The organism is Nostoc sp. DedQUE12b (genome assembly GCF_034530835.1).
GTDB lineage: Bacteria > Cyanobacteriota > Cyanobacteriia > Cyanobacteriales > Nostocaceae > Nostoc.
On sequence record NZ_JAVRCI010000024.1, the window covers coordinates 47,947 to 61,587 of the forward strand.

The window sequence follows — 13,641 nt, forward strand, 5'->3', positions numbered from 1 at the left end:
TCCTAAAATCCCATTGCCTTGGCGACTGCGCCCAGTTCTGCTGCGATACCTTGTTTAAATTGACTGTGATTGTGTTTAATGGCTGTATCTGGGTCTTTTAGTCCATTGCCTGTGAGAACACAAACGACTGTCGCTCCTGTGGGAACTTGGTCTTTTACCTGCAACAACCCAGCTACAGAAGCGGCGCTAGCAGGTTCGCAGAAGATACCTTCTGATGCTGCCAAAAGCCGATAAGCGTCGAGAATTTCGGCATCGGTAACGGCGTGGAAATTTCCCTGACTGGCGGTTTGGGCTGCGATCGCTAATTCCCAACTTGCAGGGTTGCCAATGCGAATTGCTGTCGCTAGAGTTTCAGGATGCGCCACTGGCTGACCATGTACTAATGGAGCTGCTCCTGCGGCTTGGAATCCCATCATCTTGGGTAAGCGATCGCACTTTCTGGCTTGATGATATTGACAAAATCCCATCCAATATGCTGTGATATTTCCGGCATTTCCCACGGGAATACACAACCAGTCTGGTGCATCACCCAATGCATCGACAATTTCAAAGGCTCCTGTTTTCTGTCCTTCTAGGCGGTAGGGATTGACTGAATTCACCAAAGTGATTGGATAGCTTTCGGCCATCTCGCGGACAATTTCTAGCGCTTGGTCAAAATTACCTTTAATTGCCAATACTTCTGCGCCGTACAGTAATGCTTGAGCTAACTTGCCCAGAGCCACATAACCGTCGGGAATCAGTACAAAGGCATTCATGCCTCCACGTCTGGCATAAGCGGCAGCAGCAGCTGAGGTGTTGCCTGTGCTGGCACAAATTACTGCTTTTGCCCCTGCTTCTTTGGCCTTGGAAATTGCCATAGTCATCCCCCGGTCTTTGAAGCTGCCGGTGGGATTGAGACCGTCGTATTTTACAAATACCCGTACTTGTCTGCCAATGCGTTCTGCGATCGCTGGCGCTGGTATTAGAGGTGTGTTGCCCTCCAATAGAGTGACAATCGGTGTTTCTTCGCTGACAGGCAAGTATTCGCGATAGGCTTCTATCAGTCCAGGCCAGGGTTGGCGATGAGATGTAGCAACAGACAGGCTCAAAGTCACGGGATTTAAAATTTCTTAATGTAAGGATTGGATATTTAGAAAGGGTGGGATCGGGAAAAGCAAAATGGGAAGAGGAAGAAAGTAGATTTTTCGTTACCAGTTGCCGATTCAGAGTTCCCTAATCCCAAAGAATCTTGTTAAGAATATTATTTTTTGTGGTGCAGGCGTTTCACTTGCTATTTTATTTAGAACGTTAATTTATCATAAACCGCCACGGCGACCTTCGGTTCAACAAATTACCTTAGAGGAGACTGACAAGGTGAAAAATCATCTGTAAATCTATAGGACTCTTATTTGATTTTTGAACAAGACTGAGTACGTATTTATTTTATTCCTTATTCCCTGTTCCCTGTCTATACAAGTAAATTTAGGAATTAAGCCTAATTCCCATATCAGACTTACGTCATAACTCTCTGAAACTCTTCTTTAACCGTGGTTAAAGTCGCGTTTCGTGAATTATTTTATTCAAGGTTATCTATGTATTTTCCCACCCTATGCGTTTTAGTGAAGATAGGGAAATACTTAAGAGGCTGTCTCTTTTTGATGTTAGCCTTTTACCTCCCTTTCTACGAGATACTGCATCAAGTGCAAGTGCTTGCCCTACGTTTTTTCATAATTTAGCGTAATTCTTGATATAGTCTACATATAATTTCTTGCGTAAATTCCTCAAAAACGGCGATAATCATTTGTACAATCATAATTGACAGACTATAAATTAACTATTCCTAAGTACCATCCAGTAGAAGGATGCTTTACACACCTGGGTCAGTGTTTTTTTGGAACACAGCCATTAGGATCACCGTCTCTTATGATTGAACCCAAAATCCATTAGAGTAATTGATTGAAAATATACAATAATGTAATAAAGCTTAAAAGAGCATTATTATAATATTTCTAATGGTGTGAGTTAAATAGTGGATTGAATTAGCGATGCCTACTTATTTATCTAGTGTTTCCGATCGCGAGTCCCAGACTGCCTGGGTCAGTAAGTTAACCAAGTCTTATTATCAAGACGATCAGCAAGCTAAATTGATGCATTTACAAGCAGAGGTAGACTCTCTGTTGCAGCAGTTAGAAAACCTGAAGCACCAACGTCTAGCCGAAACCAACCAAAAAGAAGAATAAGTCCGTCTTCTAGATAGCGATGTCTACGACGGGCTACGCCTGCGCTTTTGCCCTCTTTAATTTAAATTTGAGTAAAGGGGAAATTTGAGTCAGGGGTGCGTTATTCAAAGCGCTGATTTTTCTCTGACCAGCGCCTCAAACTGTAGTTATGAGCATTTTCTACCAGTAAAGCTAAGGATTGCACCCCTGAAAGCTTGGCGATCGCAGAGAGTCTTTGTAAGTAATTTCCTGTAAAATCAGTGTAAATGACTTTATTTACATCAGACAAAATTATAGTCCGGTCACGGCCTTTTTCTGGGTTTTCTCCTTGAATTTCAGGTGTCGGCTGATTTAAGGATGCTATGGCTTCTGGTGAGATAGTCAGTATTATTTCTGGTTGAGCGTTATTTGTTAAATCAATCACTTGAACGGGCCAATCACCCAATTTTTCCTGCATCTGTTCAAAGCTAGGAATAGCACCAGATGGAACTTCACCGGATTTTTGTAAAGATTGCCACAGGCTCGATAGCATTACTTTCACCCCTTGGGGATTTTGTTGATGCAGCTCTTGTAGAGTAATAGGAGATGGTTGCACCCATTCCAGTGCTGCATTTGTCAAAGCTAAAGGTTTGGGTTGGAGAACATCGTTTTGATTATCTGGAATTTTTGGACCGGCAGCTAATAGGCGCAAAACTTTACCCCGTAGTTGCACCGCTTTGATAGCGGCTATAGTAATTTTTTGTTCTCCGTTAGGCAACCAGACTACAATCTGGATTTCTGGGTCAGAACTGATTCCCAAAGTTTTCCAGAAAAATTTGGCGGCGTCAGTTTTCGGTGGGTTGAAATTTTCAAAAGGAAAATTTAGCCAGCGTTTCCCGTCATTAAATGCACTCACCTCCACCTGATACCAAACTTGGTTATCCGTAAGTTTCAAATCTGCTGGGGAATGTGGTTGCAGCCATTCGGTGTTGGTAACTTGAGTAATTAGTTGCACCGTACCAACAATCTGACTAGGGTGAGTAGAGGATATTTGCGATGTACCCTTACCACTGAGTCTTGCCAACAAACCTTGAATATACGCAAGATTCTCTTTGGTAATTTTTGGTTGCGCCTTTAACCAAGAATTAGCGTGTTCTTCTCCTCGCTGAACTGCTAAAATCAACGCGAACCAAGCTTGCACCTCTCGTCTATTTGGGTTTACCTGCAACGCTGCTGTTGTGCGATTCCACAATCGTTTTTCATCAGCTTTGAGTAAGGTCGCAATTTCTTGGGCATTATGTGGCGACGCTTCAAACACCTGTAAAGCTTTCTCCCAACGACCATCAATCAAATCTGCCAGCACTTCTTGACTTGGACTTGCCCAAATTTTCTGGGCTTGGGTTTTAGTAAGTTGGGAATGCAAGCGAATCAAATCCATTTGTGCTTGCGCCGCTTCTGGTAAAACTCCTTTGCGCTGTTTCTTGATGAATTTCAACCATTCAAAAGCTGGTGTCCACAATCCACTACGGGCAATTGACAAGGCACTTTGGTATCCAGAATCCTTGAAGGTCGATGATTTGAGGCTAATCGCCTCCAATTGAATTGGTTTGAGGAATAACTTCAAAGGTTTGACTTGGTAAACCTGTAAGTGCGGTTCTAAACCTACTGTTTGCTCGACAACTAACTCTTTTGTACCATCACCAGTTACCTGCTGCCATTTAGGCAATTGTCCATTAGGACTAGTCCAAGACAACATTTGTAGTAAATTCGTGCGTTCTGGATTGTAGTATACGACGTAACCGTAGCGGATAGAACCAGTTCCTTGTTGACGTTTACCGCGCAAATCAAACCAAACCCCTGATGATGGTGTCTTACCTTCAAAGCGTTGTACTTCAGTTAAAGGTAGGGGAATACTGATATCCTGGGGTTCTGATGTTCCATCAAGCAAAGAAGAAATTACAAAAGATTCATCTGGGCCAATTACAGGTAATTGAGTCGCTAAATAGTAGTAATTTTCTGACTGAGATTTAAACTCTAACTCAACTGAGCGCTCGTAAACCCTGAGTTCCACCAGTTCTTCACAATCAGATTGACAATTAGCACGTTGTTGAAAAACTGGTAGTAAAAATGAGGTTTTCACATCCTGATGTAGAGGCAGAGTTTCCCCAAATATTTGGTTTTTTTTACTCAAATCGAGTTGAATTTGTTTGAGAGTTTTGGGGCGTTCGTGTTTACCAAGGGGGATTTGTGCCCATGTAGGTAAAATTTTATTTAGCCAGCTTACCTCGTCTGGATTGAAGATGAAGAGAACACTAATCCAGGCAAAAGCCATAATTAGACTAGCACTACTTAATAGAATTGCGATCGCTAGCATTGACGACAGCCAACTTCCCCGTTTTAGCTTTTTCTGGGGTTTTTTAGCGACACGTTTCATCGCACCAGCACGAGGTTGATTTGGTTTAGAGGCTTTTGGCGTCAGCTTGCGTGAACGATTTGCCATAAATTCGGGATTAGAGAATTGAGGATTAGGGATTGAGAAACTCTTTCCTAGTCCCCAGTCCCCACTCCCAATACCCTGTTATACTCGCCCTTGCAAAAGTTGCCCAGAAGCATTAAGTCTAATTTGCGACAAAATCCGTAAATGTCCCCATGTGAACCCTAGATGATCGCGAATACACTCTTCACTTAAGTATGTGAGCAGAGTGTAAAAAATTGAAAGGTAGACTTATTAGCCGCAGTCATCGCAAAACCTGGATGCTCGCATCGTTACTAATTGCGGGAATAAATGGAGTTGCACAAAAATCATTAGCACAAGAGTACATCAATCCAGAAACTACTCAGGAGATAGAAGTTAAGAGCGATAATATTATTCCCTCATCCCCCTCTCTCTCCCCAGAAGAACCGATGGCTCAAGTTACATCGGTATCTCAACTCAAGGATGTACAACCTAACGATTGGGCATTTCAAGCCTTGCAGTCTTTGGTAGAACGTTATGGTTGTGTAGCAGGTTATCCAGATAGCAGCTATCGCGGTAATCGCGCCTTAACTCGATATGAATTTGCTGCGGGTGTAAATGCTTGTTTAGATAGAGTCAACGAATTAATCACTACAGCCACCAACGATTTAGTCACTCGCGAAGATTTAGCAGCATTACAAAAATTACAGTCAGAATTTGCTCCTGAATTAGCAACTTTGCGGGGTCGTGTCGATAATTTAGAAGCAAAAACTGCTGAAATTGAAGCCAACCAATTCTCAACAACAACTAAACTCAGTGGATTACTAATAGTTGGCATTCAAGGACGAACTAACAATCGTGGTGATGTTAATCCTAGAGATGGACAAAAGGATACAGATGATGCAGGGACAAATATTAATGTTATATCTCTGGCACAGCTGTATTTAACTAGTCAAATCACTCCCAGTAGCTACTTGTTTACAGGCCTTTTAGATGGTAACGGAAAAACTACACCTAGATTTACCAATAGTGTTTCCCGAAATGATGTTTTACTTGGCTATGAATTTCCTACAGATAGCTTGATTGTAAGTGACCTAAATTTTCATTGGCTGGTGACAAATAAATTAGCAGTAATGGTAGGAACAGAAGGCGTAAGTATGCCAGCGGCTTTCCGAGGCCCCAATCGGGTAGAAAGTGCTGCAACAGGACCATTATCTTATTTTGCCCAAAGAAACCCAATTTTAAATATGGGATATGGTCACGGTGGTATAGCTATTGATTGGCAATTTGCTAAACGTGCTAGTTTGCAGGCAATTTATACTAGTTATCAACCAGCAAATTCCGGTAAAGGTAGCGGTTTATTTGATGGAACCACCACTACAGGTGTGCAATTACTGCTGACACCAACCGATACTCTAGATTTAAGTTTATATTACATTAACAATTACGCTTCAGATGGTTGTTTGCTAACCTTTGTTGGTGATGAGTGCTTAACTACAGTTAATACCGCTACCGGAAAATCAGCACCACTACAAACTAACGCGGTGGGTGCGACTCTCACTTGGCAAATTTCTCCCCGCATTAGCGCAGGTGCGTGGGGTGGTTATACTAAATCTTATATTCCTGGGCAATCGGGAAGTGTAGAAACGACAAATTATATGGTGTTCATGAATTTTCCTGATTTATTTGCTAAAGGAAATTTAGGAGGAATTTATATCGGTCAACCTCCTAAAATCACTAGTAGCGACTTACCAGTAGGGAATAATGTCCCTGATTTTATCAATACAGGTTTAGGACGAGCGGGTGGACAACCAGGCACGACCACTCAAATTGAGGCATTTTATCGTTTCCAGCTAACAAATAATATCAGTGTTACACCAGGGATAATTCATCTTATCCAGCCTGGTAACACACCAGATAGTGACTCAGTTACTGTCGGCATTGTGCGGAGTACTTTTAGTTTTTAATTTTAGTTTCACATAATAAGAAGCTTCTACCCCTTAGTACAGGATGCGCTGCAAGCCAGCGCTCATAACTTTGGAAGATGCAGAGATTAATTTATGGGGAAATGTTATAAATTTGGTCTAAACAATCAACATATCTCCTTTTATGCTCAATGCTATATTTTCAACAGATATAAAAAAGGTTTGGTGGTGAGCCAAACCTATATAAATCCAGCGCATAACAACATTCCAAATTAATTTAATAATCATTATATTTATCGGGCATCTTCCTATAAAATGTATGTAAATACCCTAAAAACTGATAATTCACCATTTAACCCGATTTAACTTTTTTGTGTTATTTCCATCTCAATTATTAAATTAAGCGATCACCTAAAAAGTCCCGATAAGTGGGACAGTTTGTCGCTTATTATTAAAATTTATTTTTTTGTAATAATTATTATTAAAAACTTAGATTTATTTACGTATACTGTATCATTTTTTAAATTTAAATCTTGCTTTATTACCTATTCGTAAATAAAAAAATTCAATTTAAAGCATGATTGCGAGTAGAAGCAGCAAGTTTTTCTTTGGCTAATCCGTCAAAAATGCTTCGATTTTGGCACTTAGCATACCCTTTGAATGGGGTTGATTATGAAATAAAGTATAGCCTCGAATTCAGTCAAAATCCGTAAAAATGTTGATATTATGCTTAAAATATCTTAAAATGCCTGAAACCATTTTCCTGTTTAGATCGGTGAGTTTGATATATGGAAAGTTTTCGCATAATAAATTCGCATAATAAATAGTTAGGTGGCTGAGGTTACTAATGAGGGTGTAGCTGCAATGTTATTTGCGGAGCAAGTAGCGTGACTTAGGCTGACTTATACTTATTTGTGACTAATTACCTAGATTCAATTAGAGTTATATGAATTTATACCACTATTCTAAAAATTCCTAATTTTTTGAGTAAGTAAAGTTTGCTTAAAAAACTTGATTTATCGTCAATATATTTAAGCTCTTTAGAACAAATTTTATTAGTGGGATAGGTTTATGAACCGTAATACATAGTTTTATTTCTGTTCAAGAATGTTTTTTGGGTTGTTGGTTTTAGGCATAAAAACTTGAATGCACTCTAAAAATAAATTCGTAATGGAAACAAAAGAATGGCAAGCATTGAAGACAGCAAGTGTTTTAAGAAATCTTCTAGCGAAATATTGAGATATTTAAATGATTTGTCACAAAGCTTAATTTCAACCTCTGCTGATGAATTGCTCCAAGTCTTTCCTGAGAAAGTTTGTGACCTTTTGTCTGTTCCAATATGCATTCTCTGGAACAAAGATCAGGATAAACCAAAGTTTAAAGTGATTGCTACTTATGGAGAAGTAGATGATAAGTACAAAAAAATTGAAATGGATTTAGGACATCCAGGAGTACAGTATATTTTGAATAGAGATAAAGTCTTGTCTTTGGTCAATGTAAATGAAGCAACTTTTAGGTTGGCTGATATTGATGAACTCAACAAAAGACAGTGGATCTCTTTTTTAAGTATTCCATTAAAGATTGAAAGCAAAATTGTTGGTATTCTTGATGTATTTACAAAAGAGACTCGCCACTTCAATAATTCTGAAAAAATTTTATTTAATATACTGGCAAACTTTGCTTCTTTATGCATTCAAAAAAAATATTTTGTAAAAGACAAAAAGGAAATTTACGATGATAGAGAAAAACTTCAGGATCTGACAGCTATTATGCTTGAGATGACAGCGGCTTCTGAAGCTAATGAACTTTGGAGCCTATTAAGAAAAGGAGCATTAAAGTTGGTAGGCTCAAAGCCACGAATATGGATTGGTCGTTTAAATCATCAAAATGGCAAATTTGAGTCAGTAGAGTTAAATAATACTTCAGAGCTTGAATTTGGCATAGGTATTACTAATAAAGCACTCATCGAAGGAAAAACAATTATAGCTAATGATGTTCTGAGCGATGAATGGTCAAAAACTTATCATAAACGTTGGCCAGACACGCGATCTCAGATATCTGTTCCTATATTAATAGATAAAGTGCCAATCCGAGAAAATTTAGATGTCAAAGCAGGTTCTAAGCGGATTGGCATATTAAACATTGAAAGTTCAAAAATTGATAATTTTCCTCAGACATATAAAGAGCGTCTTTTACTATTGGCACGTCATACTGCTTTACGCCTTGAAAGAATTGAATTTTATAAAAAATTGGTGGCTATACGGGAAATTGAAAGAGAAATCACTAAGGCTAAAAATTATGATGAAATTATAAAAATTGTCATTAAAGGTATTACTAAAATTCTTGAATTCACTTGGGTTAATATTTCCCTAGTTAATTCAGATAGAACCAGCATTAAGTCTGATTATATATTTGGGCTTTCAAAAGATAAAAAGGAAGAGTTTAAGAAAATGGCGTTACATAATCTAGAGAGTAACGATATTCAAGCCAATATTGTACGAACTAAACAAATTAAAGTACCTGATAACGATGATCCAGGACTAGACAAAGAAATTTTTAAGAAGTTTGGACATGAAGATATTATCAGAGTTTTCATTCCAATGATTGAGCCTTTGAACAACCTAGTCATAGGGACCGTTGAAGCTGGTTACAAAAGAGAATATAGACAGCATATTTATGAGCAAGATGTTCAAATACTGAAGGGGTTTGTTGAACATGCAGTTCATGCTATTGAACGTAGAAAGTCGGGACTGATTGACAGAATTACTCATGAGCTAAAATCTCCAGTCGTAGGTATAAGAAGCCATGCTAGCTTTCTTCAGAGACGCTTTAGTGATATAAATTTAGCTCCTAGTACTATTGCAATAAAGTTTGAAGATATCCTAACCGATTGTGATTTACTTCTTTATCAAATTAGACAAATTGAATACTTTTTGGGTAGGAGTTACTCTGAAAAACCTAAACTGGAATCGGTTATTGTTTTTCGAGATATTGTTGTTAAAACAGTTAACCAGCTTAAACCTATTTTAAATGAGTATGGTTTACATGTAAAGGGTGTAAGATATGAATTTGGTGATGCTGCTAGGATGGCAATACTTACAGATAAGGTGATGTTAAATCAAGTAATCTATAATCTCTTGATAAATGCAATTAAATATGCTGAAAAAGATCCAGGGCAATTCAAGATATTATTAGAAGCGAGTGAGTATAAAGAAAACCTGATGATTAAATTCAAAGATTGGGGAATTGGGGTTGTAGAAGAGGATGCAGATAAGATATTTGAAGAAGGGTTTCGATCTTTGGACGCCATTAAGAAAGTAGGAGGATCAGGATTAGGATTAAGCATTTCTATTGCGATTATTCAGCAACTAGGAGGAAGCTTAAAGCTAGTCAATTACTCAAAACCAACTGAATTTCATTTGGTTCTACCAAAAACATTTAAGGAGGCTCCGAATGATTCTTTTCGTTGATGATGAAAGAAGAAGAATGGATAGTTATGTTCAGGATTTAGTTTTATCTGGACACAAGGTTGAATTTAAGTCAGATGTAGACTCTGCTTTAAAATTTTTTGTCGAGAACCAGACACAAATCAAACTTCTTATTTTAGACATCATGATGCCAACGGGAGTAAGTTTTGATGACGATCAAACACATTATGGTCTAAGAACAGGGATTGCCTTTTATCAGAAGATAAGAGAAGAAAATCCTTCTCTGCCAACCATCATATTTACGAATGTTTCTGACGAAAACTTAGCAGAGGAAATTAGTAGAGGGAGCAATGTTTTATTTTATCAGAAAGATAATTTTCTTCCTTTTGAGCTTGAAAAAGAAGTCAGAAAAATACTAAATATTGAATAAATAAGGACTTACACACGGACTACGATTTTACATCATTACGGACGAAGCAAATTCATTATAAAGGCTTAGTAAGGCTTGGTTTTTCGTCACAATTGGATAAGTCCTATAAATATAACATCATCGATTGGTGAAAATTAAGCTGGAAAGGAAAATTGAAAAATGGCAAGTTTGAGTGTGTTTCTTGATTGTGTGAGTAGTTTTGAAAGAGAATTAAAAAATCAGTTTCAGAAAATTAAATCGGATCTTGAACCAAGAGAAAGGAAAAGTTTAAATAAACAAGTTGAGTTGGATAAAGTTAAAAAAAGTGAATTGATTGGGGAATTAAGAAATGGTATTATTACTGAAATCAGTAATGTTGACCCTTCGATAGAAAATATCAGTGATATTGAAGAAACTGTTGAAAAAATAAAAGAACTTGAACCATTTATTCCTCAAGGTAAACAAAAAGATTTGGTACGTGAAATTGGGACATTACTGAAATCGGATATCGAATCAGTTGAGACATTAAGTAATACGATTGATTTCAGCAATAATGAACAGCTAATTAGTGAGTTGCATGATTTACGCAATAAAGGTGAAAGAATCTGGAGATTAACACTTCTCATAACTCCTGCTGACGAAAAAGAATTTCAGGCTGTTATCATGTGGGCAGCTGAACGGGGAGGAGAATTAGAGTTAGATAAACTACAGAAATTAAAGGGAAATTTACCCTATAATTCCCCCAAAATTCAGCAGTTACTTAAGTATGCCCGACACAGAATTGAAGAAAGACTTTGGGGGAAGGAAGGAAAATACCGAGTTTTTTCCTCCAAAAATGAGCTAGAACGTTTTCAAAACGTCCGAATTGTTAAGAGCTATCCAGCATTCACAATTATTTCAGCTTCGATGGTAGCGATTAATAATATCAAGCAGTTCTTTCCTGTAGAGCGGTTGAAGTTTTCGGAAGCACCTAACCCTAGCCCTGGATATTCCAATATGAGAGATCAAGTAGTGCGGTTTAAGAATCCAGTCCTTGAAAGCTGGAAGCAAAAAATAGAAGAGACGGGTGCAAAGATTTTGCAGCCTTTAAGCCGACTAGAAATTGTCGTATCTGTTCCCAGCGAAGATATCATTAGCCAGATCAGGAGCTTTGAGGAAGTTTCTCAAGTCACACCCTATGTCCCGAAAATTCGTGTTCAACCCCAATATCTTCAAAATTTAGGTCAATCAGCGACGAAAGAGGCGATCGCAACAGCTAGATTAAAAGCAGCTCAAAACCCTCCTAGTTCTCAAAACCGAGGCACTCCTCTTCCAGGTATCCTAATTGCCAATTTTTTTACCCCAGAAGATCGCGATCTTGGTGCTAAAAATTTAGAGTCTCAAGGAATTCGCGTTGCCGACCAACCTGGAACAACTAAGCTGGTACTCGATCTAAGTTTAGACAATAATGCAATCGATTCCCTGAAAATCATTGCTAATCAAATAGGATTAAAATCTTTGGAAGAAAAAGTCATCCCAAAATTGTTCAACGAAGAAGCTTGTCATATAATTGGCAAAGGTGTTATACCCTCTAATCCTACGCCAACGCTTGGTTTGACCGGAAAAGGAGAAATAATTGCTATTGCCGATACAGGATTAGATACAGGAGAATCCGAAACACTTCATCTTGACTTTCGTGAAAGAGTTAAGTGGATTAACAGTTACCCAATACAATCATCTCTAAATTCCTATATTCTCAATCCTGGAGCTGACGACGGAGCATCTGATACATATTCAGGGCATGGAACTCACATAGCGGGAACTGCATTAGGAAATGGAGAACAAGCAAAAAAGTTAGGAATTTCTTCTATTCCTGCTGGTATGGCTACAGATGCTCAATTGATTTTCCAAGCAATTGAGCAAACACCTAAGTGGAATCTTGAATATCAACTTTTCTGGCTGAATTCCTATTATCAAAATCCCCCTAAGTCTGGGTTATTCGGTATTCCTGACGACCTAAAACAACTATTTGAGGATGCTTATGAGAGAGGTGCAAGAATCCATTCAAATTCATGGGGTGGGGGCGAACCAGGAAGCTATGATGACAGATGTAACGATCTGGATCTATTTGTTTGGGAACACAAAAATTTTTTGGTACTAGTAGCTGCTGGAAATGATGGCAAACATCGTTCTTCAGGTACACCAGCAATTGAACAAGGAAGTGTAAGTTCTCCAGGAACAGCTAAAAATTGTTTGACTGTTGGAGCATCTGAGAATAATCGTAATGGACAATTTTCTCATACTTATGGTGATTGGTGGCCAAACGACTTTCCTCATCTTCCCTTCAATTCTGACGGCATGGTTGATTCAGTAGACGATGTTGCGGCTTTTAGTAGCCGTGGCCCATGTCAAAATGGTCGGCGACACCCTGATGTAATTGCTCCTGGTACATTTATCCTCTCGACTCGATCGTCTCAGATTGCCAGCAATAATTTTGCTTGGGGAGCTTATCCTTCTGCTAAAGAGCATTACATGTACTTCGGAGGAACCTCAATGGCAACTCCTATGGTCGCTGGATGTGCGGCATTGGTGAGGCAATATCTGCGAGAGAGGCATCAGCCGTCTATTACCGATCCAAGCGCTGCTCTAATCAAAGCTGCACTAATTCATTCCGCAACTTATATTAATTACCGCTTTGCCCATCCATCGTCTAGACCTTACGCTGATAATGAACAAGGGTGGGGAAGGATCAAGCTACAACAAGTTTTAAATCCAGCAGAACCGACGCAGGTACTTTTTATTGATGAAGCGAATGGTCTGAAAACAGGTGAGAAAGCTGAGTATAAGCTACAAGTTTCTGATAGTCAGGTTCCCTTAAAAGTAACTCTTGTTTATACTGATTTCCCAGGAGAAGATTTAATCAATAATCTAAACTTAATTCTCTACCATCCTAACAGCACATATCTCCTTGGTAATGATTTTGAAGGTGAGGGCATACCAGATACAGTTAATAACGTAGAAGGGATTATTGTTGAAACTCCTGAGATTGGTGAGTGGAGAATTGAGGTTATTGCTGAGGTTCAAAAGGAGCAGCAAGATTATGCCTTGGTGATTTCTGCTGGAGGATTGTTGAGAATCTAATCTGAATGTAAACTATCTCGTATACAGGCTCCTTATATTCTGAGTTGTAGAGTAGGTCAGTCAAAAGCTAAAAATTCCCAGGAATTCTTTTATAGTTGCTGTTAAAATCATTTACAAAAGTTTTCAA

At 38.6% G+C, this 13,641-nt stretch carries 7 protein-coding genes; 5 read left to right on the plus strand and 2 right to left on the minus strand.

Features of this window, described 5'->3' with window-relative positions:
• Positions 1-2 precede the first annotated feature (2 nt).
• On the minus strand, positions 3-1,094 hold the full coding sequence (thrC, locus tag RMY16_RS14530; RefSeq protein ID WP_322736933.1) for a threonine synthase: 1,092 nt from the start codon (positions 1,092-1,094) through the stop codon (positions 3-5).
• 930 nt (positions 1,095-2,024) lie between these two features.
• On the opposite strand from thrC, the gene RMY16_RS14535 reads away from it, so the two are divergent.
• A complete protein-coding gene (locus RMY16_RS14535; protein ID WP_194041136.1) occupies positions 2,025-2,219 on the plus strand; it encodes a hypothetical protein in 195 nt (64 codons plus the stop codon).
• Positions 2,220-2,319: 100 nt separating this feature from the next.
• Here RMY16_RS14535 and RMY16_RS14540 read toward each other — a convergent pair whose 3' ends face one another.
• On the minus strand, positions 2,320-4,677 hold the full coding sequence (locus RMY16_RS14540; RefSeq protein ID WP_322736934.1) for a hypothetical protein: 2,358 nt from the start codon (positions 4,675-4,677) through the stop codon (positions 2,320-2,322).
• Positions 4,678-4,931: 254 nt separating this feature from the next.
• On the opposite strand from RMY16_RS14540, the gene RMY16_RS14545 reads away from it, so the two are divergent.
• The 4 genes from RMY16_RS14545 to RMY16_RS14560 all read left to right on the plus strand — a co-directional run bounded on the left by RMY16_RS14545 (position 4,932) and on the right by RMY16_RS14560 (position 13,514).
• Entirely contained in the window at positions 4,932-6,599 is a 1,668-nt protein-coding gene (locus tag RMY16_RS14545) for an iron uptake porin (RefSeq protein ID WP_322736951.1), read from the plus strand.
• A gap of 1,142 nt (positions 6,600-7,741) precedes the next feature.
• Entirely contained in the window at positions 7,742-10,027 is a 2,286-nt protein-coding gene (locus RMY16_RS14550) for a GAF domain-containing sensor histidine kinase (RefSeq protein WP_322736935.1), read from the plus strand.
• Positions 10,011-10,415, plus strand: a complete 405-nt coding sequence (locus tag RMY16_RS14555; RefSeq protein WP_322736936.1) for a response regulator — start codon at positions 10,011-10,013, stop codon at positions 10,413-10,415. The genes RMY16_RS14550 and RMY16_RS14555 overlap by 17 nt, the downstream gene beginning before the upstream one ends.
• 159 nt (positions 10,416-10,574) lie before the next feature.
• On the plus strand, positions 10,575-13,514 hold the full coding sequence (locus RMY16_RS14560) for a S8 family serine peptidase (protein ID WP_322736937.1): 2,940 nt from the start codon (positions 10,575-10,577) through the stop codon (positions 13,512-13,514).
• The last annotated feature ends 127 nt before the right edge of the window (positions 13,515-13,641 follow it).

Excerpts from the sequence above, each read along its gene's own strand:
- RMY16_RS14560 (WP_322736937.1), top strand. The coding sequence starts at position 10,575 with ATGGCAAGTTTGAGTGTGTTTCTTGATTGTGTGAGTAGTTTTGAAAGA.
- RMY16_RS14545 (WP_322736951.1), top strand. The coding sequence starts at position 4,932 with ATGCTCGCATCGTTACTAATTGCGGGAATAAATGGAGTTGCACAAAAA.
- RMY16_RS14550 (WP_322736935.1), top strand. The coding sequence starts at position 7,742 with ATGGCAAGCATTGAAGACAGCAAGTGTTTTAAGAAATCTTCTAGCGAA.
- RMY16_RS14535 (WP_194041136.1), top strand. The coding sequence starts at position 2,025 with ATGCCTACTTATTTATCTAGTGTTTCCGATCGCGAGTCCCAGACTGCC.
- RMY16_RS14555 (WP_322736936.1), top strand. The coding sequence starts at position 10,011 with ATGATTCTTTTCGTTGATGATGAAAGAAGAAGAATGGATAGTTATGTT.
- RMY16_RS14540 (WP_322736934.1), bottom strand. The coding sequence starts at position 4,677 with ATGGCAAATCGTTCACGCAAGCTGACGCCAAAAGCCTCTAAACCAAAT.